Below are 23,147 nucleotides of genomic sequence, written 5' to 3'. Positions count from 1 at the left end.
GATGAAGCGGAGGTTGTCTGACTCAGGATTAGACTGATTACAATGATTATGTTGATCAGACGCTGTTAGGATTTTTTATTGGTCTTTTTTTCTATCTCCCATGGGCAGGAAATACAACCAGAAAAAACCGATCAGGAATAAAACCGCAGAGGCTATAAATGCGGGCAATGCAATATCCCTGTTATCGCCAAGAGCGTTATTGAGGCCGGTATACAACAGCCAGATCTGGATGCCGATATTTAAAATGAGGATCACGATCAGCGCCGACATCAGCGTGTTCGATTTGTTGGGATGAGCCTTGTTCTGAGCTTCTTTAAAATTGCTCATATATAGTGATTTTAGGGAGATGATTGTTTGGATGATCTTAAATTATTTAAGATGATCGATCAACTACGGGTTTCCTTTCCATGTGCTCTTACATACACATCGTCGCCTTTTAACAGCACCTCCAGGGCCGGCAATGGGCGTGGCGGAGGACCGGCCACCACTTCGCCGGTCATAGCGTCGAAGTAGCCCTCATGACAGGGACAAACTACCTGCCCGCTGCCCGGTTTATAATATACAGCGCACGATAAATGCGTACATTTCTGCTCATAGGCTCTCCAATGGCCATTCTCCAGCCGGATAAGAATATAAGGGATGGCGCTTCCTGCAATAATGAAGGAGCGTGTACCCCCTACAGGCACACTGTCTGCTTTGCAAACAAAATGTTCTCCCTTTACTTCTTCCTGTGGAAAGAAATTAGCCTTCACCGCTACATAAGCGCTGCCAACAGCCAGGCCGCCGGACACCAGGCATAAAAACCGTGCAAAGTCCCTTCGGCTTACAGATGTGGCCTCTGTTCTTTCCACCGGGAAATCCTGTTTCCAGTTAGGTTCTTTTGCAGTATGATCAGACATATCTTTCAGTTTAATGAACTTTCAATTGTGTACTTCCTTTAGGCATCATGATATTCACCTTGGTGGTCACTACCTGTTCCCCGAAAACAAATGTATTAACAGGCGTGCTGTTAGGCCGCATACGGCTTATTTCTTCACGGGTGCCGTAAAACAGCGCCTGGCTGGGACAAACCGTTGCGCACATCGGTTTTTTTCCTGCACTGGTACGATCGTAGCACATGTTACACTTCATCATCATATCATACTTCTCTTCCTTGATAGGCACTCCAAAGGGGCAGGCCATCACACAGTTGGAACAGCCGATGCAGCGGGAGGTATTGGCGCTGTGCACCACCCCGAAATCATCTTTGCTGATAGCATCCGCCGGGCATACCTTGGCGCATACCGGGTCATCGCAATGCATGCATACCTGTACGGTAGTTTGAATAGTAACAGCACGCTCCACATAGTTCACATGTATCATGCTTTCCTGGCCATTGGTTTCACACTCCGCACAGGCCATTTCACAGGCCTTACAACCGATGCATCGTTGCATGTCAACGAAAAACTCCATGTCTGTTTTGTAGGCAGTAACTTCCATTTTGCGAATGTGGTTTAATGATCATCAGATACTGTCGAACGCTGTTGTTTCTCCCGGCCTGGATATAACTCCCAATGGCTCCAGTTTACAGGCGCATACTTTAAACTCCGGGATCTTTGATACAGGATCGAGCGTGCCTATAGTAAGCTGGTTAGCCGATTTCCTGCCCGGCCAGTGATAAGGAATAAACACCGTGTCTTTACGGATGGTTTCCACAATATTTGCAGGGAACTCGCCTGTACCCCGGCGGGTGCTCACCTTTACCATTTCCCGTTGCCTGATCCCGTATTTCATTGCCAGTTCAGGGTGAATTTCCAGCAACGGTTCGGGTATCAGTCCTACCAGCTTCCCGATACGCCTGGTTTGGGTACCGCTGAGGTATTGCGATACTACGCGGCCGGTGGTAAGCACCACCGGGTATTCTTCATCCGTTACTTCTCCAGGATCGCGGTAATGAACAGGATTAAAATGCGCCTTGCCATCGGGCGTGGCGAACTTTTTATCTTCCCATAAACGCGGCGTACCGGGATGATCTTCTGAAGGACAGGGCCAGAAAACGCCCATGTTATCTTCTATTTTCTTATAGGTGATGCCGTAGTAATTGGCCGTTCCTCCTTTAGAGGCTATGCGCAGTTCATTAAAAATGGCTTCGGAATCTTTATAGGTGAATTTATCGGCCGCTCCCAGCCTTGCAGCAAGATCCAGGATAATGGAGGTATCTGTACGGGCGTTTGCAGGCGGACTAACGGCTGCGCGTATACGAACTACACGGCCTTCCGCAGTGGTAACGGTCCCCTCTTCTTCTTCATGAAGGGAGCCTGCCAGGATAATGTCTGCATGCCTTGCCGTTTCATTCAGGAAGAAGTCGATCGCCACATAGAACTCCAGTTTCTCCAGCGCTTCCCTTACATAGTTGTTATTAGGCAGTGATACCAGCGGGTTGAAACATATAGACAACAACCCTTTTACTTCACCGCGGTGGATGGCTTCTATCAGTTCATAGGCAGTAAGCCCTTTTCCCGGCAATTCGGATTCAGGAATGCCCCATACTCCTGCAATATATTTCCGGTGCTCAGGATTGGTAATATCCCGGTTGCCCGGCAGCTGATCACATTTATGCCCGTGCTCCCTGCCGCCCTGCCCGTTGCCCTGCCCGGTGATGGTGCCATAGCCGCAGTACGGGCGGCCGATACGGCCTGTGGCTAATACAAGATTGATACAGCCCAGCACGTTCTCCACTCCTTTTGAATGATGCTCTATGCCACGCGCATGCAACAGGAAACTGGTACTGGCCTTGCCCCACATGGCGGCGGCCTGTTCTATTTTTTCTTTCTCAATACCGGTTACCTGCTCTGCCCATTCCAGGGTATAATCTTTTACAGCTGCAATGGTTTCATCAAAACCGGTTGTATGGTTATTGATAAAATCGTGATCCAGCATATCATGGTCCACCAGGTACTTAAGCATGGCGCCGTACAGCGCAGAATCGGTGCCTGGTTTTATGGGCAGATGGATATCGGCGGTACGCGCCAGCGGGATCACCCGGGGATCCACCACTATCAGTTTGGCGCCGTTGTCTCTTGCGCGCCAGATCCAGTAGGTAAGTGTAGGAAAGGTTTCACTTACATTAGCGCCGGCTACAATGATCACTTCTGCATGCGCAAGGTCGGTGTAGTTATTGGAGGTACGGTCTAGCCCGAATGCCTTTTTATTACCGGCGCCGGCGCTTACCATACACAGTCGCCCGTTATAATCGAGGTTGCTTGTTTTAACGGCAACGCGGGCAAACTTGCCCATGAGGTAACTTTTTTCATTGGTGAGGGAAACGCCTGACAAGATAGAAAAAGCGTCTTTACCATAGGCTTGCTGTATACGCTGTATTTCTGCAGTTACGCGGTCGAGCGCCGTATCCCAGGATACCGGCTTAAACCCTTTGCCTTCCACTCTTTCCAGGGGATCCAGCAGGCGGTCGGGGTGATTGTCCTGCAGGTAGCGCTGAACTCCTTTGGGGCAAAGTCTTCCTTCATTAAAAGGAAATTCCATCCACGGCTCAAAACCCACCACCTTGTTATTTTTCACGAGCAACTGGATACCGCACTGCATACCGCAAAAGCAGCAATGCGTTTTCACGGTGGCATCCGGCTCATCCCTGCCGGGGTAGCCTTCAGTGGGCGTGAAGTTCAGGTGCGGGCCAAAATCTTCGATGATCTTTTCTGGTGATACGGGTAATTTTGCCATACAGATAGTAATTGAGTATACCGGGTTTTACGAAATGGTTATCCAAAAAAAGATCCGCCTTCCTGCCTGGCTTTGAGGTGCGCTTTGGCAAGCAGGGAGCGTTTGCCTTCGGGGCTGTAGTCCAGGTGGGAGCTGCCGTCTTCGAGTGTGAAGTCGAAGCCTACCTGTTTGGTCACTATTTTAAGATCATTTACGTGCAGCTGGGTGGTAAATTCCTTACCGGTGTGGGGGCATACGGCCATGCCTCTTTTTTTGCCTTCCCGTTTATAGATATGTGCGCCTATTTGCGCCGGCCGCTGGATAATATGAAAAAATTTCCCGAAGGGGATCCATACCAGGAACAGTATCACGGAGATAGCATGTGTAACGGACATAAAATCATAGGCCATGCCTTTCATAAAAGCATAGCTGAAATTAAGCCCAAGCCCTGTTACTGAAATGATGATGAGCAATATAAGCGGTAGAAGGTCGCCTTCAAAAGTTTGCGAAGCAATAAGGCCCGCATTGGTTAATCTTCTTACGAAAAAAATAACCGCTCCGGCAATTACTGCCCAGGAGCACCAGGTAAGCGCATGAAAGATGAGAAAGGCCAATACGGAGCCAAGTTTAAAGGACATAACCTTAAACCCGAAAAAATTGGCGTTATACAGCTTCACAGCGCCGGGATCCAGTGCGGTGCCAGGGTCCAGTGTAAAATTGATCCAGCCCAGCGTTAAGGGGATGGTAATTGCAAATGCGGCCAGGCAACCGGAAGCGAGCATAAAATGCGCGAACCATCTTTTCTTTCCCCTGGGGTAAATAAAGCGCTGGAACAGGAGGTTCTTTACTGAATCTTCCAGCAGTAACCAGATATGAACAAAAAAACTGCCTTTGAATATAAACTGCCAGGTGCGCCGGAAATACATCCAGGTGGGAGGCCGCTGCAGCCATACACAATAACGGTAGATGCCGCCAAACAGGGCAAACAGGGTTCCGAATAAATAAGCAATCAGTGCCGGGTCAAAATTCTGCAGTTTCCTGGACCCGTAAAAAGAGATCACTACGCAGCCGAGAGTAACAATTGTTGCAACCAGTAAGGCTTTTTTATTGAGAGAAGCATGCATTGACACCTATTTATGGTTATCAGAAACACAGAAACGATGTTACTTTCTTTCTTTTCCTGATGAAAAGAGATCAATGAATAATCCTATAAAAACAATCACCCAGGTACCTACAGCTAAAATAACAAATAAAGCCGAAACAGGTTTAAGAAATGTAAAACCCGTAACGCCGGCATAGGTGAACGTACATACGCCGTACATGCCCAACGGGAATACCATGGACCAGTACTGCGGATCATACTTCAGCGGCACCCTGGCAATAAAATGGCGATAGGCAAACATCAGGAATAACAATGGCAGCCACCAGCTGGCAAACGCCCAGAAAAACATCGTGAACGCCTGTACGAAATCGGACCATGGGCTCAGCGCCTCATGCTTACGCGCATACATTACCAGTCGTGAGCCCGCCAGCGTAATGATGGCCACTGCTCCCATATTGATCCTGTACGGCGGTGTGAGCGTTTCTGCCTTCATGCTGAAAAACAGCCAGCGGTAAAGGATCAGCCCTATCAGTACAAAATAGAACATCCCTCCTATCATGTAAGCGCACAGTGAAATAAAAGCAATAAGCCAGTGGAAAGCGCTGCTGTTGGCAATAATGGCGCCCAGTACTGCCACAGACTCCGTAGCCACTACGATCAGCAGCCAGGCCCCGTTGATACTTTGTTCCAGCGTGGGCTTCGGCTCTTTCAGAATATTAACGAGGAAGAAAGTATACAGCAACAATGCCCAAAGGATAAACCCCGTTATCCATAATACCAATGCAATATCCATCCTGCCGGTAATAATAGCCACCTGGCTGCCAAGTACATTATTGCCCGCCACCAGGGTAAGAAAAGTAACGCCCCTGGCAGAATGATGCAGGTCGTTCCACACAATGGCCGGGTACCTGATAATACGCATGATCAATATGATCCATAACAATGCATAAAACACAATATTGAGCCACAAAAACATACCGGCCGGCCAGGCGTATCCCCAGAGGAATAAGCCGATAGATACAATTCCGGTGGCCATTACAAGTGCAAAGTAACCGGGGAAAAAGGTTTCCAGCGATGTAGCATTAACGGGCTGACCAGGATGCGCGAGGGTTGCTTGAGGCATGACCAGGGTTTTGGTGAGTAACTAGTTACTGTAAAAATAATGTAAACAGGCGAATTTTGTCTTGGAACACTGATTTCGATGATTATGATGATTTCACTGATATTTTCCAGAGAAAGTTTTTGAAATCCTTTAAACAAAAAGAATCAGCAGCTATTTTAAAGCTGCTGAAACGGAGATACTTAAAAAAGTTATAAACATCAGTGAAATCATCATAATCATCGAAATCAGTGTTCCAAGACAAAAGTTTTTGTAACTTGTAAAATCGATTTACAACTAGTAAACCTCGCTTAGCGAATGAAGAAGAATAAAAGGATCACCATCTATGACCTGGCGAATGAACTGGGCATCTCCGCCTCTTATGTGTCGAGGGCGCTCAATGATCATCCCAGCATCAGTGATAAGATGAAGATGCTGGTAAAAATGAAAGCAAAGGAACTGAACTACCGGCACAATTCAAATGCAGCCAATTTAAGAATGGGCTCTTCCCGCACCATCGGGGTGGTAGTTCCAAAAATCAATGAAAGCTTCTTCTCCAATGTTATTGCCGGTATAGAAGCTACCTGCTTTGAACATAAACATCATTTGATCATCTGCCAGTCGGAAGAACTGTTTGAAAAGGAAGTACTGGCAGTGGAAAAACTGGTACGGCTAAACGTAGATTGCATTATCATCTCCCTTTCTTCCCAAACCATTACATTCAATCACCTGGAAGAAGTAAAGAACAACAATATACAGCTGATCCAGTTCGACAGAACCACCGATAAAATCAGCAGTCACCAGATCATCAACAACAACAGGGAAACCGCATATAAAGTAGTAAAACACCTGCTTCAGCAGGGATATACCAGGATTGCCTATATTGGCGGACCGGAACATATCGGTATCTATAAAGAAAGAAAAGCGGGTTATCTCCAGGCATTAAAAGAAGCAGATATCTCCATCCCCTATCACTTCGTTAATGATAACGCACTCACAAGAGAAAACGGCTCCGTAATAGCCGGGGAACTGCTACAGTTGAAGGAACCGCCGGATGCCATCTTCACAGCTACCGACTACGTAGCATTGGGTGTGATGAAAACCGCAGCAGGACTGGGTATAAAAATACCGGAACAACTCGGGGTATTCGGCTTTGCCAACGAGATGTTTGCGGAGATGCTTACACCGGGCTTATCTTCTGTGGAACAATTTACCCAGGAAATAGGGAAACGCGCCGCCGGTTTTTACTTTGAACAGCTGGCATCAAAAAAAACAATCACTTCCTCCAGAGAAGTGATCGGTTGCGAACTGATATTGCGAGGGTCATCACTAAGGAGTGTATAACTATTCCATCTTCAGCGGAAAAGCTAGCGGCATAACGATAATGATAATCATTAAATAACGTACCCCCTCTTCTTTCTTGTTCATTCAACCGTATTTTTGGCCATCATTAATGCCATGTCTGAAAATACAACAACATTGACAACGCTGAGCAAGGCCGAAGTTGCTGCATTTGACAGTATCTATCATCAATATCACCATGCGGTATTTAAGAACATATGCAAACTGGTTACCCAGCATGAGGTAGCCGAAGATATTTTGCAGGAAGTATTCCTGGCATTGTGGAATAACCGTCATAAACTTGACCTGGAAAACGGGGCGGGCGGATGGTTGTTTGTAGTGAGCTATAATAAATCCATGCAGTACCTGAAAACTTCCGCCAGGGAGAAACTGGTACTGGTAACACATCCTCAGCTCCCCCTATCTACAGCAGAAGAAGAGCCCAACACCCTGAAAGACCTGCAGCTGCATCTTATTAACGATGCCATTGAAAAATTATCCCCGAAAAAGAAAATGATCTTCCGGCTTTGCCGCCTGGAAGGTAAATCATTACAGGAAGCCGCCGCCATTCTTGGTATTTCTCCCCATACTGCCAAAGAATATCTCAAAGCATCTTCCACCTTTATCAAAAATCATATCGCCACCAAACAAGCCACCATTCCCGCAGCAGGCCTGTTACTGCTTACCGCCTATTTCCAGTATTGATTCCCGGCTTAACAATTTGGTAATATAACCTATCCCCCCCTTTTGCGGGTAATAGAGTTTTTATAGATGAAAGCATGGAACAGATCAGTTTATTATTACAGAAAATAAGGAACGGTATAGCTACGGCTGCAGACATTGCGCTGCTGGAAGAGATGCTGCTCCGGGAGGAAGACGCCGCGTTAAAGCAACAGCTGTTGGAAGCATACCAGCGCACTGTAGCTGATAAGGAACAGGTACTTGCTCCTGAAAAAACCGCGGAGATACTATCCAGGCTGCATGCCCGCATGGAAGCTGATGCGGCACCTCCTTTAAAGGCGCCGCGCCGGATAACGGTATGGAGGCAGGTTGCTGCTGCAGCCTCGGTGCTGATAATTGCCGGTATTGCCGGTATGAAATACCTGAATAACGGCTCCCGCACTACTGCTGTTGCCGCCGCTGTTCAGCAAACAGTGAACAGGATCAGCAATAAAGGGGAGGTTATAAAGATCCTGGCTATGGCAGATGGCTCTGTAGTAAAACTATCGCCCAACAGTACGCTTTCCTGGGTGAACAAAGAACGCTGTGTAAACCTTCAGGGACAGGCTGCTTTCATCGTGCAGGCAGATAAGAACAAACCGTTTACCGTGCATGCAGGCGGCATTGCTACCACTGCACTGGGAACAACATTTACCGTTAGCACGCTCACACCGGGCAGGATCTCTGTGAAACTATCAGAAGGAAAGGTGCTTATTCATACGCCGGATAACGGGAAAGATATTTACCTGTCGCCAGGCGAAGCATTTACCGTAAACACCGGTACCCGGTTATTTACGGTGGTGAAAGAAACAGGCAAACAGGAAACCCTTTCCCGCGATGCTGCCAGTGATGTAGTCCTTTCATTTAAAAATGAGCCGCTGGAAAATGTATTGCATTCATTGGAGAAGCACTTTAAAAAACCAGTTTATTATAATAAAGAGGACATCAGCAAACTGTATTTTACAGGCAGTATCCTGAAAAAGGATTCCCTGAAAAATATCCTCTCCGCCATCGGCGCCATGAACCAGCTGGTGGTTACGGTAAACAACGACAGCACAATTATCAGCAGCCGGAAATAAATCATCTGTTCAACAGCTAACAGCAGCACTCCGTGCGGCTGAAGGGAAGCTTATTCATTCATAAATCATTATAAACATCCATCAAATGATCAGACTTTTAAAAGAGTACACCTGTGTTCTTTTGCTGTTACTATGCGCTATGAGCGCCTTTTCACAGGACTCCAAACCTATCCTGGTAAAAGGTACCGTAATGAGCGAAAACGGCGAGCCACTCATTGGTGTATCCATCTCCGTTAAGCAACAGCAAGGCAAAGAAAAATACAACGCCTCCACCAACGAACAGGGCGTTTTCCAGCTCCAGGGATTAAAAGCCGGTGCGGTGTATGATTTTGTATTCAACTTTATTGGTTATGAAAGCAGCCATGTAAATGGTTTCCAGGTGAAAGAAGGCGAAGGCAACCTGTTGCTGGTAAGAATGAAAGAAGCCAGTCGCGGCCTGAATGAACTGGTAGTAGTTGGTTACGGTACCCGTACCAAAAAAGAACTTACCGGCGCTGTGGCCTCTGTACGCTCCGGCGATCTGAAACAACAGGCGGTTACCTCCTTCGACCAGGCCCTGGCCGGGAAAATGGCCGGCATACAGGTGATGCAAACCAACGGCGCGCCCGGAGGCAACGTATCTATACGCGTCCGCGGCGTAGGCTCTATCAGCGCAGGTAACAATCCCCTCTTTGTGATAGATGGCATCCCCGTTACCAACGATACCCGCAACGCATCGCCTGGTGTTAACACCTACCAGCAACCCTTTAATCCATTGGCTGCGATCAACGTGAATGATATCGCCTCTATTGATGTGCTCAAAGACGCCGCCTCCGCGGCCATATACGGCTCCAGGGGCTCTACCGGCGTAGTGCTGATCCGCACCAAAAGAGGAGCCGCAGGCAGGATGACAGTTACCTATGATGGTAGTTACGGCACACAGTCCGTGAACAAGCATATAGATGTGCTCAATGCATACGATTATGCAAAGCTCGTATACGATGGTCATAATAATGCTTACCTCGACGCCGTTCCCGGTGGCAAACCTACAGATCCCAACAGTATGCGGCCCAATAACCCATCCACCTGGATACCCCCGCAGATATTGCCTTATCTGGCAGGTGAACAGGGCCTCACCAACACCGACTGGCAAAAAGAGATCTTCCGGCAGGCGCCCATGCAAAATCATAATATCAGTATCTCCGGCGGTACAGAAGAGCTGTCGTATTATTTCTCCGGCAACTATCTCAACCAGGATGGTATTGTTATCAATAATAATTACAAGCGCTACGCCAGCCGTTTCCGCATCGACGGTGGCCATAAGAAGTTCCGCTTCGGGGTAAATATGAACCCGTCTTTCACAGACAATCATGTAGTGAATGCCGAAGGCCCATGGTTTGCGCCCAATTCAGGCGTAATAGCGCTCGCCCTGGGCTATGCGCCCATCTTCCCAGTGCATAACCCCGATGGTACCTTTGCCGATTTTGTGAACGTATGGGGATATGGACAAACCAACCAGCTTAACCCCGTAGCAGTAGCCACGCTGATCAAAGACCGCATCAAGAATTTCCGCCTGCTGGCCAATGCCTATATGGAGTATGAGTTTATAGCAGGACTGAAATACAAACTTTCCGCAGGTACGGATATCAATACTTTCCGGCGCGACTACTACCGGCCTTCCACCCTGCCGCTGCCTTCCGGCACGTTACTTTCTGTGGCAACGGGTTTTTCCAATACGGATCAATACACCAACTGGCTTATAGAACATACGCTCACGTATGCCAGGAGTTTTGGTAAGCATAAAATAGATGCGCTCGCAGGCTTCACAGTGCAAAAAGAAAACCAGGAGCACAATACCCTCACTTCCACCAATTTCCCGACGGATATAGTAACCACGCTGAATGCAGGCCAGATCAGCGCTGGTAACTCCACGCAGGAACAGTGGAGCCTGAACTCCTACCTGGCCAGGGTGCAGTACAGCTACAACGATAAATATTTTCTCACCGGGTCTGTAAGAAGGGACGGATCTTCCCGTTTTGGTATCAATAAAAAATGGGCCTCCTTTCCCGCGATCTCCGGCGCATGGCAAATCTCCAATGAATCCTTCTTTCCCAAATCAGCATATATCAGCTCACTCAAACTCAGGAGCAGCTATGGTTCCACGGGTAATTTCCAGATCCCTAACTATGGTTCCCTGGCACAGCTAAGCAATACAGACGGTAATTATATTTTTGGTAACCAGATGCTGGTGAACGGCGTATCCATTACTACGCCCGCCAACCCGGGGCTTACCTGGGAAAGCACCTCCAGCTTTGACCTGGGGCTGGAAGCCGGCTTCTTTGACGATGCCCTTAACCTGACCGTTGATTACTATAATTCAAATACCACCCGCTTATTACTGAACCTCCCGGTACCTGGTACTTCAGGTTTCAGCAACTACCTGCAAAATATCGGCGCGCTTAATAACCGCGGGGTGGAAGTAGCATTATCTTTTAATAAGAAACTGGGCAGGAACTGGTCGTTCGAAACAAACGCCAACATTGCCTTCAATAAAAACAAAGTCACTAAACTGGGCCCTTCAGGCGCCCCTATCATTGCTACCGGCGGAACCGGCAATACATATTTTATTACCAAGATCGGCGAAACCATCGGTTCTTACTACCTGTACATCAACGATGGTATTTACCGCGACAAAGCGGATCTCGATGCTTCTGCCAAAACAAGCAATCCTACTTACGTTGGCGACCTGAAATTCAGGGATATCAATAACGATGGAAAAATAGATGCCAACGACAGGGCCATCATAGGCAGCTTCCAGCCAAAGTATATTTTCGGTTTCAGCAACACCGTAAGATATAAACAACTGGACCTGAGCTTTTCTATACAAGGCAGCCAGGGAAATAAGATATTAAGCCTGTTCAGACGCTACATTGCCAATGTGGAAGGGAACTTTAATAACCTGTCGTTTGTAAAAGGGCATTATGTGTCTCCCGATAACATAGGCACCGGCGATATCAACAGGGCCAACCGCCTTGCTACCGGTGGTAATGGCATCACTTCCTCCTGGCATGTGGAAGACGGATCATTTGTGAGAGTACGGAATATTGCGTTGGGATATAATTTCCCCGCCTCACTGATGAACCGCCTCCAGGTAACAGCCATAAGGGTTTACGGCGCTGTACATAACCCGTTCACCTTTACGAAGTACTCTTTGTTCAATCCTGAAATCAGTAATCGTACCGATAACTCGCTGACAGCAGGGGAAGACTATGGCTCTTACCCGCTGGCGCGTATTTATTCCGTTGGACTTAACATCACTTTCTAATGCAGCAATCTATAGCAATCATGAAAAGGCATCTACTGTATCTTCCAGCATTACTGTTTATATTCGCTTCCTGCAACAAGGAATTCCTTGATCTCACGCCTCCATCCGCTATATCGCCCGGGGCTTTTTTCAAAACAGCTAATGACGCCGTAACAGCGGTAAACGGCTGTTATAAATCCCTGGCGTTGAGCAACCAGTATGGAGCCACTTTCCAGGTATTAATGGAAGCCCGCGCTGATAATTACACCGACCAGGACCCGTCGTCAGGCGCCGGTCAGAACTACCAGATCAACCGCTACTCCGATAACCCGGGCAATACCAATTTCTATAACAGCTGGACGGGCATTTATAACGGTATATTCCGTTGCAATACATTACTTACAAATATCGACGCCATTAAAATGGATGATGTGCTGAAGAACCGTATTAAAGGAGAAGCAAGGTTCATCCGCGCACTGAGCTATTTTAACCTGGTGCGTCTCTGGGGCGCAGTACCGGTATTAACGGCTGTTACAGACCCGGTGAGCGCCGTTAATTTAAAAAGAGATGCGGTACCGGTAGTTTATAAGCAGATAGAAGACGACCTGGTTTTCGCTGCCGCCAATTTGCCGGCAATCTACAGCGCCAATGACCTGGGACGTGTTACCACCGGCGCCGCCAAAGGTTTGTTGGGCAAGGTATACCTGTACCAGAAAAAATATGCAGAAGCACAAATGATATTACAGCAGGTAATAGATTCAAAAGTATTTGTGCTGCTGCCCAATGTTGCAGATGTATTCAGCACCACCAATAAATACAATGCAGAGATCCTGTTTGCCGTGCGTTTCGCCAAAGGCATTGCCAACCAGGATCACGGGTTCTGGTATGCCAACTCACAGGTGGTTACTGTAGATACCACGCTGACGAAAGCCTATGACCCTACCGACCTGCGGAAAACGCTCAGCGACCCGGTAAAGCCCACCGGCAATGCCAACATCATGCCGCGCAAATTCCTTGACCAGCCGGTAAACGGAAATGCCGGGAACGATTTCCCCGTGCTGCGTTTTGCAGATGTACTGCTTATGCAGGCAGAAATACTGAATGAGCAGGGATACCTTCCACAGGGCAACGCATTTACCTTCCTGAATAATGTGCGCACAAGGGCAGGGCTCCCGGCGCTTACCTCTGCGGCATTACCCAACCAGGCTGCTTTCCGGGCGGAAGTGTATAAACAGCGCCGCCTGGAGTTGCCGTTTGAATGCGACCGGTGGTTCGACCTGGTGCGCACCAACAGGGCCATTTCTGAAATACTCGCCAATAAAAAAGTAACGCTGCCGGCATACAGGCTGATCTATCCTATTCCCCAGCAGGAGATAGATATCATGAACAACCCGGCCGCTTTCCCGCAGAACGAAGGATATCAATAAGAAAAATGCCCCGGCAATTGCCGGGGTATTTGCTATGCCAGATATAAATAGGCCCCCGCATTCACTCTGTATCTTTTCATTATTCATCCATAAACATATAACTTGTGGCCTTATTATACATTTTATGGCTATTTCCCCGGCTTTTATCAGACTAACAGCGTTATTATTACTATGCCCCGCTTTTATCAAAGCGCAGCTGGCACAGCCCGTAAAATATCATCACCTTTTTACCACCGGCGTGGCCAGCGGATTAATGGGCGGCCTGTACGATGGCTTCTACCCTATTGACCCCCTGAAAACAAAAGGCGATTTTGGCCTGGGAGCCCCGGATAAACTTGATGGAGAATTGCTGGTGCTGAATGGAAAGGTGTACCAGACACTGTACACAGGAAAAACATTTGAAGTACAGGATCATCATCACCTTCTCCCCTTTTGCATGGTTAATTTCTTCCGGGCAGATAAGGTGATACATGTTCCGGACAGCATGAACAAAGCTGCCTTCTATCATTACCTCGACAGCATTATGCCTAACATGAATGGTATGTATGCCATCCATGTTAAAGGTAAATTCCGGTATATAAAAACACGCGCCTTTCCGCCGGTGGATAAACAACCCTATCCGCAACTGGCCGGTATGCTGAGCCTGCAGCACTTCTTTGAATACAGCAACAGCAACGGCGACCTGGTGGGATACCGCCTGCCGGCATATATGGACAACACCAACATCTCCGGTTATCATTTCCATTATCTTTCCGGGCAAAAAGATGCAGGCGGGCATATTGTTGATCTCATCACCAGTGATGTTACCATTGAAATATCCCCGCTGAACAGCTACACCATAGCAGTGCCGGATAATCCGGCATTTAACCGGTTCGATTTTAAGAAAGACCGGCAGGAAGATATCAAGAGCGTAGAAAGAGGGACGGCAGCTCCTGTTCAAACCGCTGCAATAACAAGCAGCAAAACAGTGAATGATTCCATCATCGCCCGGTATAACCGCAACGATTTTGACGGTATTTATGACCTGGGGAATGAATGGTTCAGGATAAATATCAGTAAAGATTACTGCATCAGCAGGTTCAAAGAGAATAAGGCTGTCAGCGGCGATATTCTATCAAGCGAACTGACAGATGATTTCGGTAGTGTTAAACATTTCAAATGGCGGGGCAGGAATCAGAATTCAGACTTTGAATTAAGAGTAGAAGACGGACAGATGAAGCTGTTTGATTTCGGCAATCTTGTACTGCAGGAAGCGGATTCCCTTAAAGAGGTACCTACCGATAACCCATTAAAAACGCAGCTGGATTCCATTGTGCATAAACAGGCGCTCATCTATATGAGCGACAAAAGAGCAGCTGGCCTTTCCATCGGCATCTATAAGGACGGGAAACAGCAGATATACAACTATGGCGTAGCCAATAAAAAAACAAATGAGCTTCCAGACAGCAATACCATTTACCAGGTAGGTTCGGTAGCTAAAACATTTGTAGGTATATTACTCGCAAAGGCCGTAACAGACAGGAAAATGCAGCTTAATGATGATATCCGTAAATATTTAAAAGGCAGTTTTCCCAATTTACAGTACCAGGGCCATGCCATACAGCTGGTAAATCTTGCTACCCATACAGGAGGCTTTAACCGGTTTAACCTTATTAACTTCCCCGAAGGTTTCGACAACTGGAGCTCACATCAACAAAACGAGTTTTTTTATAGCTACCCTATATCCAGGTATATGCAGGACTGGCACTCCCTAAAATTAGATACTCTTCCCGGCACAAACTATTCCTACTCTTTAGGGGGCATTATGCTGCTAAGAATGGCCCTTGAAAACGTATATACAAAACCGTTAGATACGTTAGTGCGGGGTTATTTTGGCAATACATTGGGCATGCGCCACACAAAACTCAACCTGGAAGCAACTGATATATTACACCTGGCTATTCCTTACAATGCGAAAGGAGAAGAAATAGAGCCCATGTTAAAATCAACCGGGTCCATATTCACGGTAAAGTCCACCCCGGCCGACATACTCAGGTATGTTGCCGCCAATGTACAGGAAAAGGACCTGGCCATTCTTTTATCCCATAAACCCAACTATGGCGATGTACGGTGGTTTGCATTAGGTCTTACATGGATGATGACCGACACATGGGATAAAGGATTGCGTATTTTCCACAGCGGGCACGATGCCGGTTATAACGCTTTATGTACCATGTATCCGCACTCTTCACTGGGTATGGTTATCCTGTCTAACGAAGATGAGCGCCAGGAATACCTGTTTGATCTCGAAAAGAAAATATTTCAGAGCCTGCAGATCAGGTAATCCTGCTGCATAACTCAATGCCCGGGCCTGCATTAGCCCGGGCAACATTTATCCGGAAAACATCTGCCGTTGTCTTCTCCTCCCAATCCGGATGCGGTTGTCAGCATTCCTGCCACTGCTTATCTGATGTAAAATCCCTTCCTCAAAAAATCAATACGCGGTGAATTTCCACATTCTATTTTTTATCCCCTTGTTGCCGCAATTGGTACAGTTGCTGTGGATACTCCGGAAAAGAAACACCAGTCATTGTTCAACGCTCTAAAAATAAATTTATGGGAAAAAACAGAGACGGCATTTTCCATCCAGGTAAAGGAAAACCTTCAGGAGCCAATAAAGAAGAAGGACTTGGAGCACAGGCTACTCCGCCGGAAAAAATGGATGAATACAATGAAATGACAGAAAAATATACCAGCGGTCCGGATGAGCTGGCGCCCAATGTTCACCTGTTGCATCCCAACAGGAATACTTCAAAAGCAAATACATCCAGGGGATACGGAACCAAAACAAGCGGTAAGCCTGATCACGAAAAAGAACAGGAAGATAACGCCCGTAAACGTGTTCCCATCGCCCAAACGGCGGCCGCGCCGCCGGAAGAACTGCCCGGTGTGCTTACGAAAGACGATTTCAGTCAACTGGCTTCCATCTCGGGAAAATATTGTGTATCGGTTTATATTCCCACACATGAATCCGGTGAAGCGGTGAATGAGCTGTCTGATGCAGTGCTTTTTAAAAATAAACTGCAGGAGGCAGAAAAACTATTACAGGAGAAGGGTCTGAAACAACCAGATATCGTGAAATTACTGGGGCCCGGTTATGCGCTGGTATACGACAACGACTTCTGGCGCAGCCAGCAGACAGGGCTGGCCTTGTTCCTGGCGCCTGATTTTTCCCGCTATATGAGGATGCAGTCGGCACCGCCGGAACAACTGGTAGTAAACACTTCGTTCCAGTTATCTCCACTGGTACCGGAGATGCTGGTGGCCGAAAATTTTTACCTCCTGGTGATCAGCAGGCATACTGCTAAAATTTTCAAAGGCGATGCTTCAGGCATGAACGAAGTAAAGGTTGCCGGGCTTCCTGACAGCACAGCCACTAACCGGCCTGAAGATCCCGATGTGGCAAACGGTGACACCAACTACCAGGGTATTGGCGGCACCAGCAACAACAACAGCACGGAATACCTGAAAGCAATAGATGATATTCTTTTCAGGGAAGTGCTGCATAGTGAAAACGTACCACTGGTACTGGCGGGGCCGGAAGAGCTGGTGGCGTTATATGCATCTGTAACTGCATATACGCAGCTGTACCCCGAAACAGTGACAGGCAACCGTAAATACGATGATATACAGGCATTATGCCGGCAGGCGCGTACGCTGTTGCAACCCTACTTCAACAGGGAGCTGCAGAAAGTAAAAGAAAGATACGCCAATCAATCGGCCACTGGCCTTACTTCTTCCATCATTGCAGATGTAATACCCGCAGCTCACTATGGGCAGGTAGATACCTTATTTGTGGCAAATAACACACAGGCATGGGGAACATTTGATGAAATGAGCAATACCCTGCAGATGGATGATGGCATGACCGGCGATAATGAAGACCTGCTTAATAAGGCGGTGATAAAAACCATCACCAACGGCGGACAGGTATTTACAGTGGAAAAGGAGGAAATGCCGGCAGACAGCCCTGTGGCCGCCCTGATGAGATACTGATCATAAAGCTTTCCTGGCATGCCTTATGTGAAGTTAACATTGAATAAATACATTTTTTATGAAAGAGCAAGATAACAATAATAAAACCTCTAAAGCTGTTCCCGGAAAGGATGAGGAAGAGAAAACGTCTGTTGGAGGAAACTATAATTCCGGCGTTACCTCCGATGACCCTGCTACCAAAGAGGCCATCGAAAAAAAAGCATCCATGCTGGAAAGTCAGCCACCTTCGCATAAGGACAGTCACCCGGAGGAACCGACAAAAAAAGAAAATACACAGGAACAATAGTTTCCTTCCAAAACAGCTCTGTGAACCGTTGTTTCACAGGGCTGTTTTATAAAGCTAAAAATATAAAACTCCCGTTACCTTTACTTCATTCTTCACCAATACGCTCTTCACTTGCTTTTGCATCCTCCCGGTAAAAAATTAAAGTGTTAAATTGACAATTATAATTTAAATTATTACTTTCGGCTTCCGGTAGTTCCTTATTACCGTATAAATTCCATGTCAGTTTTAACAATACTATTATCATGATGCGATTATTAGCTCTCATTATCCTTACTACATTTTTTGCGCAGCGCGGGCAGAGCCAGGACTTTCACAAATGGGCTCCGGGCCCTCCTATGGGCTGGAACAGCTGGGATTGTTATGGCCCTACTGTTACAGAAGCAGAAGTAAAGGCCAACACAGACTATATGGCCAGATACCTGAAGCCTTTCGGATGGGAGTATGTGGTGGTAGATATCAGATGGTATGTGAGCAATGATAAATCGCATGGCTATAATGAAACAGATCCTGATTACAATATAGACCAGTATGGAAGATTTGTACCGGCAGTAAACCGCTTCCCTTCTTCTAAAAACGGGCAGGGATTTAAACCCCTCGCCGACTATATCCACAGCAAAGGATTAAAGTTCGGTATTCATATTATGAGAGGAATACCTGTTAAAGCCGTTATGGAAAATTTGCCGGTGAAAGGCAGCTCCGCACGGGCTGCAGATATATATTCCAAGGAAGGCCAATGCCTATGGCTGCACGACATGTACACTATTCTTCCTGAAAAGGAAGGCGCGCAGGCTTATTATAACTCCCTTTTTGAGATGTATGCTGCCTGGGGACTGGATTTTGTAAAGGTAGATGATCTTTCTTCCCCTATCTATTTTGCAGGGGAAATTGAAATGATCCGCAAAGCAATCGACCGCACCGGGCGTAAAATAGTATTAAGCACCTCTCCGGGTGAAACGCCTATTGACCATGCCGCTCATGTGCAGCAATATGCCAACATGTGGAGGACCGTGGGCGATTTCTGGGATAACTGGAAACAGCTGAAAGAACATTTCCAGGTATTTGAGCGCTGGAATAAATGGAGAGCGCCGGGCGCGTATCCTGATGGCGACATGCTGCCACTGGGCCGTATCGGTATCCGTGCTGAACGCGGACAGCCCCGTATGAGCGGGTTTACAAAAGATGAGCAATACACCCTCATGACTTTATGGGCTATCTTTAAATCGCCCCTGATGTTTGGTGGTAATCTTCCCGACAACGATCCTTTTACATTATCCCTGCTCACCAATAAGAATGTACTGAAAGTATTAAACACCAGCACAGGCAACCGTCCTCTTTTTACAGAAGATGATAAGGCCGCCTGGACGGCAGAAGATCCTGCTACCGATGCAAAATATCTTGCAGTATTCAATACAGCTGATAACCCTTCCACGCCAGCCACGGCTGTTAAAGTTGACCTGAGCACATTAGGCGTTACCGGCTCCTGTGTTATAACGGATCTTTGGTCCGGGAAACGGATGGGCAGCTTTTCAGGGACTTTCGCCCCGGCTATTGCCCGTCATGGTGCAGGGTTGTACAGGATCGACAAAAAGAAATAGCCTGGTGTTTTGAAGATAAAGAAAAGGTGTATCAAAAATATGATACACCTTTTCTTACCCACCTAAGCGAGGCGCAGCGACCTCATTATATTTCAGGCCAGCCTTACAACTCAGGCAATGCCACTCCTTCGCCGGGATAAAAGTTATTTTCAAGAAAAAAACAATACTTTCTCAAATCATGCGCTGCATCTGAATTAAGATAGTTTATATAAAGCTGCTCCTTCCCTCTATTTACGCTACTTAGTTCTGCATCAGATAACTGGAGTATAAGATTCTCCCTGTTTGCCCACCAGTTTTTACATTCGCTATACGTCCAATGGTTATTCCCATTACAGGAATAACTGTCCCGAACCTCCACTGCCCCGGCATCAATCACGCATAGTAATTCAGCATAATTTTTCGGTTGTCTGAAAACATACTCCATGCAATTAGCGTCAAACAGCACATTGAAAGGCGCCTCTGTTTCCCCTGTGCCACAGGTGTCGGACTCCCCGGTATAGAAAGGTCCCGGGAAATTAAACGGGTGCTTTTCCTCCCAGTGATCATTATCAAAGCAATCTACTGGTGAAATCCCAAGTACATCCAACAGTTCTTTACGTATAAACTCACCCGCGTCCGGCCTGTAGAAAAACTGGTAAAAATCTGTCCCATAAAGTTCTTCCAACCCGGGGATTCTACTGTTCACTTCTTTTAAATGCTTCTCTATATATGCCTCCACACGTGCATCAGTACCTGCGTACGTTCTTTCATTTATCTCTTTATTTTTCTTTCTAAAGATATTTTTTATACTATCAAAAAAATCCATGCTCCTTTACATTTAAACTTTTGAAAATAACAACGGTATTTGAATGTAAGCAAAAAGCCAATCCGAAGGCATTCATAAATATTTTTCCGGGCTCCCGGCATTGTTTTATTTTTACCCCATGAACGCAGGTATATTCTTACAAAGCACCTCCCTCCTCAACAACACCTATTTCGAGGACACCCTCATTTTCATTACTGAAAAGAATGAAAAAGGCGCCCTGGGATTTGTGGTCAATAAAGTATTTCCCCGGGCCATAAACGAGCTGGAAGAGTTTAAAAACAGTATTCCCTTCCCGTTACATGAAGGAGGCCCGGTGGACCAGGAACATCTTTATTTTATACATCAACGCCCCGATCTTATAAAAAATGGTGAACTGGTAACCGGCAACATTTGCCTGGGCGGGGATTTTGCAGCGGCGATGGAACTGATCAACAACTATACCCTTACCGCTGATGATATCAGGATATTTATAGGGTACTGTGGATGGGATGGGAAAGAACTGGAGGAAGAGATCAGGGAAGGCTCCTGGGAGGTAATAAACGAAGCGGCATTGTTTGGGAATTAAAACAATACAACAAAAATAATTACACGGATCACTACCTACTTATAATTTTTTGCCCTAGTTTGCAAAATAATCCGGCCTCTGAAGATAATTGTCATCCAACCAAACATATAATGAAAAAGAGCTGCTTTTACGTATTGCAGAGGGAGATGAAGCTGCTTTCACAATCCTGTTTAATCTTTATTCCACACCATTAGCAGCCATCGCCTTGCGTATGCTTCAGAGCGAAACCGCAAAACAGGAGGTATTACAGGAGTTTTTTATTAAGATATGGCTGAACCGGGACCGGCTGTCGGATGTACAAACTCCCGGCCCATGGCTCAGGAAGGTCATGATCCATGAATGTTTGCAATATCTCCGAAAAACTTCTTTATACAATGCCAAACTGGATAACCTTAAACAGGAAGATGCCAGTTTTAACCTTGCACTCCATACTATTTCCGTTAAGGAAATACAACATGCGGTGAAGCACGCGCTCCTGTCAATGCCTCCCCAGCGCCGTACCATTTATGAGCTCAGCAGGGAAAAAGGTATGCCTACAAAAGAAATAGCTGCTCAACTTGGCCTTTCAGACGGGTATGTACGCAATGCGCTGAGCGCCGCCCTCCAAACTATCCGCAGCTTCCTGCCACAGGCTATACGGCTGCCGGTCATTATTATTTTTTTATTTTTTTAGTGCCGGATAGTGACAACTCATTTTCCCGCGCATCTTATTATCAGAGTATGGACAATACACGCATATATTATCTTACCGGGCGGTACCTGGAAAAAAGCCTGGGCGAAGCAGAGCAGGAAGAGTTCCAGCGCCTGTTACAAGCCCCTGCTCACCAGGAGGCATTGCAGGCCGCATTTGAGGCGCTGGCGGGAGAACCGGATATGAACATCCCCCGGGATGAGGCCTTGCTGCGGCTGTTGCAGCAGGCACTAAACAGCGATAAGCCTGTTCGCCGCATTCATTTCCTGCCCCGCTGGAGCTGGGCCGCTGCGTCGGTTTTGCTGGTGCTTGCCGCCGGTGCTTACTACTGGACAGTCCATAAAAAAAATACACACACCGTAGCTATAGCGGCTAAAGCCACAGACATAGGCCCCGGCAGGGAGGGCGCTACCCTTACCCTGGCCGATGGCTCCAAAATAAAGCTGGACAGCCTCGGCAATGGCGTTATTGCCAAACAGAACGGCGCACAGGTGGTGCTGGCCAACGGGCTGGTTGCGTATGATCCCACGGGCAATACGAATGGAGAAGTGGTATTTAATACGATGTCGACCCCGAGAGGCAGGCAATTCCGTCTTACTTTACCTGATGGCACCCTGGTATGGTTAAATGCAGCCAGCTCAATACGCTATCCTACCGTGTTTCCCGGTAAGGAAAGAAAAGTGGAAGTGACCGGCGAAGCCTACTTTGAAGTGGTAAAGAACCCCTCTGTCCCCTTCAGGGTGAGGGTAAACAATAAAGCGGAAATAGAAGTGCTGGGCACTCATTTTAATGTGAATGCCTACGAAAATGAGCAATCTATTGCCACTACCTTACTGGAAGGATCGGTACGGGTTTCTGTGGCTAACCGGCGTGGACCGGGAGCTGTGGTTCTTCGTCCCGGTCAGCAGGCGCAATTGAGCAATGCCGATATAACCGGGATTAAGGTGGCAAATGCGAATACGGAAAAAGCGGTTGCCTGGAAAAATGGACTGTTCTATTTCGATGGAGCCACGCTGGCTGAAATCATGCGACAGATGGAGCGCTGGTACGATATAGAGGTAGTGTATGAAAATGGTGTTCCCGATATTGAATTTGAAGGGGAGATGACCAAAGATGTATCATTAAACGGTTTACTGATCATGCTGAAAAGAACGGATGTACGCTTTCGAATTGAAGGCAGGAAATTGATTGTCCAATAGAATATGCTGTGCTGCTGCTTTTAAGCGGCATAACAATATATACCGGGTCAGCTTTTAAAAAAAAACCGTCACAGTTTAGGCCTGTGACGGTGGATAAATTCAGCTGGTCCAAAAAACGGTTTGCCAACCACTTTTATTAACAACCAAATCTGCTGCAAATCTATGCAAAAAAAATGCTATTGCCCCCCCGCCAACCAGGGGGAATGCCAGGGCATTGCCCGATC

General features: G+C 47.0%; 20 protein-coding genes. 12 read left to right on the top strand and 8 right to left on the bottom strand.

Annotated elements, in window-relative coordinates:
- Nucleotides 1–75: 75 nt before the first annotated feature.
- From FN124_RS29355 to FN124_RS29330, 6 genes are read right to left on the bottom strand one after another with little or no spacing between them, the layout of a single operon-like run.
- A complete protein-coding gene (locus FN124_RS29355; RefSeq protein WP_142688359.1) occupies nt 76–327 on the bottom strand; it encodes a DUF6755 family protein in 252 nt (83 codons plus the stop codon).
- Nucleotides 328–386: 59 nt separating this feature from the next.
- Nucleotides 387–899: a Rieske (2Fe-2S) protein gene (locus tag FN124_RS29350; RefSeq protein ID WP_142688358.1), complete on the bottom strand. Its 513-nt coding sequence runs from the start codon at nt 897–899 to the stop codon at nt 387–389.
- Between the two features lie 10 nt (nt 900–909).
- The gene (locus FN124_RS29345; protein ID WP_142688357.1) at nt 910–1,479 is read right to left on the bottom strand and encodes a 4Fe-4S dicluster domain-containing protein; all 570 of its coding nucleotides are present in this window, start codon (nt 1,477–1,479) and stop codon (nt 910–912) included.
- Between the two features lie 24 nt (nt 1,480–1,503).
- Entirely contained in the window at nt 1,504–3,717 is a 2,214-nt protein-coding gene (locus tag FN124_RS29340) for a molybdopterin oxidoreductase family protein (protein ID WP_142688356.1), read from the bottom strand.
- A gap of 38 nt (nt 3,718–3,755) precedes the next feature.
- Nucleotides 3,756–4,820: an MFS transporter gene (locus tag FN124_RS29335; RefSeq protein WP_142688355.1), complete on the bottom strand. Its 1,065-nt coding sequence runs from the start codon at nt 4,818–4,820 to the stop codon at nt 3,756–3,758.
- Nucleotides 4,821–4,859: 39 nt separating this feature from the next.
- On the bottom strand, nt 4,860–5,921 hold the full coding sequence (locus tag FN124_RS29330; RefSeq protein WP_142688354.1) for a tellurite resistance/C4-dicarboxylate transporter family protein: 1,062 nt from the start codon (nt 5,919–5,921) through the stop codon (nt 4,860–4,862).
- Between the two features lie 294 nt (nt 5,922–6,215).
- On the opposite strand from FN124_RS29330, the gene FN124_RS29325 reads away from it, so the two are divergent.
- The 8 genes from FN124_RS29325 to FN124_RS29290 all read left to right on the top strand — a co-directional run bounded on the left by FN124_RS29325 (nt 6,216) and on the right by FN124_RS29290 (nt 18,068).
- Nucleotides 6,216–7,241 (top strand): LacI family DNA-binding transcriptional regulator, encoded by a 1,026-nt coding sequence (locus FN124_RS29325; RefSeq protein ID WP_142688352.1) that lies wholly within the window; start codon nt 6,216–6,218, stop codon nt 7,239–7,241.
- A gap of 96 nt (nt 7,242–7,337) precedes the next feature.
- On the top strand, nt 7,338–7,943 hold the full coding sequence (locus tag FN124_RS29320) for an RNA polymerase sigma factor (protein ID WP_142688351.1): 606 nt from the start codon (nt 7,338–7,340) through the stop codon (nt 7,941–7,943).
- A 74-nt stretch (nt 7,944–8,017) separates the two neighbouring features.
- Nucleotides 8,018–9,037, top strand: coding sequence for a FecR family protein (locus tag FN124_RS29315; RefSeq protein ID WP_142688350.1), 1,020 nt, complete (start codon nt 8,018–8,020; stop codon nt 9,035–9,037).
- A gap of 85 nt (nt 9,038–9,122) precedes the next feature.
- Complete coding sequence (locus tag FN124_RS29310; protein ID WP_142688349.1) at nt 9,123–12,341, top strand: SusC/RagA family TonB-linked outer membrane protein; 3,219 nt, start codon at nt 9,123–9,125, stop codon at nt 12,339–12,341.
- Between the two features lie 20 nt (nt 12,342–12,361).
- Nucleotides 12,362–13,747: a RagB/SusD family nutrient uptake outer membrane protein gene (locus FN124_RS29305; protein WP_142688348.1), complete on the top strand. Its 1,386-nt coding sequence runs from the start codon at nt 12,362–12,364 to the stop codon at nt 13,745–13,747.
- Nucleotides 13,748–13,871: 124 nt separating this feature from the next.
- Nucleotides 13,872–16,070 (top strand): acetolactate decarboxylase, encoded by a 2,199-nt coding sequence (locus FN124_RS29300; RefSeq protein ID WP_185937450.1) that lies wholly within the window; start codon nt 13,872–13,874, stop codon nt 16,068–16,070.
- Nucleotides 16,071–16,342: 272 nt separating this feature from the next.
- The gene (locus FN124_RS29295) at nt 16,343–17,782 is read left to right on the top strand and encodes a baeRF3 domain-containing protein (RefSeq protein WP_142688346.1); all 1,440 of its coding nucleotides are present in this window, start codon (nt 16,343–16,345) and stop codon (nt 17,780–17,782) included.
- 58 nt (nt 17,783–17,840) lie between these two features.
- A complete protein-coding gene (locus tag FN124_RS29290) occupies nt 17,841–18,068 on the top strand; it encodes a hypothetical protein (protein ID WP_142688345.1) in 228 nt (75 codons plus the stop codon).
- Nucleotides 18,069–18,153: 85 nt separating this feature from the next.
- Here the strand turns inward: FN124_RS29290 and FN124_RS31080 are convergent, their stop codons facing one another.
- A complete protein-coding gene (locus tag FN124_RS31080) occupies nt 18,154–18,312 on the bottom strand; it encodes a hypothetical protein (protein ID WP_185937449.1) in 159 nt (52 codons plus the stop codon).
- Here FN124_RS31080 and FN124_RS29285 point away from each other — a divergent pair.
- Complete coding sequence (locus FN124_RS29285) at nt 18,311–19,663, top strand: beta-L-arabinopyranosidase (protein ID WP_142688344.1); 1,353 nt, start codon at nt 18,311–18,313, stop codon at nt 19,661–19,663. The two genes, FN124_RS31080 and FN124_RS29285, sit on opposite strands and share 2 nt — an antisense overlap.
- A gap of 103 nt (nt 19,664–19,766) precedes the next feature.
- On the opposite strand, the gene FN124_RS29280 is transcribed toward FN124_RS29285, so the two are convergent.
- Nucleotides 19,767–20,468: a hypothetical protein gene (locus FN124_RS29280; protein WP_142688343.1), complete on the bottom strand. Its 702-nt coding sequence runs from the start codon at nt 20,466–20,468 to the stop codon at nt 19,767–19,769.
- A gap of 118 nt (nt 20,469–20,586) precedes the next feature.
- Here FN124_RS29280 and FN124_RS29275 point away from each other — a divergent pair, with 118 nt between their 5' ends.
- The 3 genes from FN124_RS29275 (at nt 20,587) to FN124_RS29265 (ending at nt 22,923) form a co-directional block, all read left to right on the top strand.
- Nucleotides 20,587–21,033: a YqgE/AlgH family protein gene (locus FN124_RS29275; protein WP_142688342.1), complete on the top strand. Its 447-nt coding sequence runs from the start codon at nt 20,587–20,589 to the stop codon at nt 21,031–21,033.
- Between the two features lie 88 nt (nt 21,034–21,121).
- Nucleotides 21,122–21,706, top strand: a complete 585-nt coding sequence (locus tag FN124_RS29270) for an RNA polymerase sigma factor (RefSeq protein ID WP_142688341.1) — start codon at nt 21,122–21,124, stop codon at nt 21,704–21,706.
- Between the two features lie 47 nt (nt 21,707–21,753).
- Nucleotides 21,754–22,923, top strand: a complete 1,170-nt coding sequence (locus tag FN124_RS29265; RefSeq protein WP_142688340.1) for a FecR family protein — start codon at nt 21,754–21,756, stop codon at nt 22,921–22,923.
- Nucleotides 22,924–23,147 lie beyond the last annotated feature (224 nt).

It is taken from the genome of Chitinophaga polysaccharea (assembly GCF_902150045.1).
In the GTDB taxonomy this organism is placed as follows: Bacteria; Bacteroidota; Bacteroidia; order Chitinophagales; family Chitinophagaceae; genus Chitinophaga; species Chitinophaga polysaccharea_A.
Note: the sequence above shows the minus strand (reverse complement) of the source record. Positions and strands in the feature narration are given on the sequence as shown.

What these genes read in the sequence shown, in the direction of transcription:
- FN124_RS29355 (WP_142688359.1), bottom strand. Translation starts at nt 327, where the DNA reads ATGAGCAATTTTAAAGAAGCTCAGAACAAGGCTCATCCCAACAAATCG.
- FN124_RS29350 (WP_142688358.1), bottom strand. Translation starts at nt 899, where the DNA reads ATGTCTGATCATACTGCAAAAGAACCTAACTGGAAACAGGATTTCCCG.
- FN124_RS29345 (WP_142688357.1), bottom strand. Translation starts at nt 1,479, where the DNA reads ATGGAAGTTACTGCCTACAAAACAGACATGGAGTTTTTCGTTGACATG.
- FN124_RS29340 (WP_142688356.1), bottom strand. Translation starts at nt 3,717, where the DNA reads ATGGCAAAATTACCCGTATCACCAGAAAAGATCATCGAAGATTTTGGC.
- FN124_RS29335 (WP_142688355.1), bottom strand. Translation starts at nt 4,820, where the DNA reads ATGCATGCTTCTCTCAATAAAAAAGCCTTACTGGTTGCAACAATTGTT.
- FN124_RS29330 (WP_142688354.1), bottom strand. Translation starts at nt 5,921, where the DNA reads ATGCCTCAAGCAACCCTCGCGCATCCTGGTCAGCCCGTTAATGCTACA.
- FN124_RS29325 (WP_142688352.1), top strand. Translation starts at nt 6,216, where the DNA reads ATGAAGAAGAATAAAAGGATCACCATCTATGACCTGGCGAATGAACTG.
- FN124_RS29315 (WP_142688350.1), top strand. Translation starts at nt 8,018, where the DNA reads ATGGAACAGATCAGTTTATTATTACAGAAAATAAGGAACGGTATAGCT.
- FN124_RS29310 (WP_142688349.1), top strand. Translation starts at nt 9,123, where the DNA reads ATGATCAGACTTTTAAAAGAGTACACCTGTGTTCTTTTGCTGTTACTA.
- FN124_RS29305 (WP_142688348.1), top strand. Translation starts at nt 12,362, where the DNA reads ATGAAAAGGCATCTACTGTATCTTCCAGCATTACTGTTTATATTCGCT.
- FN124_RS29300 (WP_185937450.1), top strand. Translation starts at nt 13,872, where the DNA reads ATGGCTATTTCCCCGGCTTTTATCAGACTAACAGCGTTATTATTACTA.
- FN124_RS29295 (WP_142688346.1), top strand. Translation starts at nt 16,343, where the DNA reads ATGGGAAAAAACAGAGACGGCATTTTCCATCCAGGTAAAGGAAAACCT.
- FN124_RS29290 (WP_142688345.1), top strand. Translation starts at nt 17,841, where the DNA reads ATGAAAGAGCAAGATAACAATAATAAAACCTCTAAAGCTGTTCCCGGA.
- FN124_RS29285 (WP_142688344.1), top strand. Translation starts at nt 18,311, where the DNA reads ATGATGCGATTATTAGCTCTCATTATCCTTACTACATTTTTTGCGCAG.
- FN124_RS31080 (WP_185937449.1), bottom strand. Translation starts at nt 18,312, where the DNA reads ATGATAATAGTATTGTTAAAACTGACATGGAATTTATACGGTAATAAG.
- FN124_RS29280 (WP_142688343.1), bottom strand. Translation starts at nt 20,468, where the DNA reads ATGGATTTTTTTGATAGTATAAAAAATATCTTTAGAAAGAAAAATAAA.
- FN124_RS29275 (WP_142688342.1), top strand. Translation starts at nt 20,587, where the DNA reads ATGAACGCAGGTATATTCTTACAAAGCACCTCCCTCCTCAACAACACC.
- FN124_RS29265 (WP_142688340.1), top strand. Translation starts at nt 21,754, where the DNA reads ATGGACAATACACGCATATATTATCTTACCGGGCGGTACCTGGAAAAA.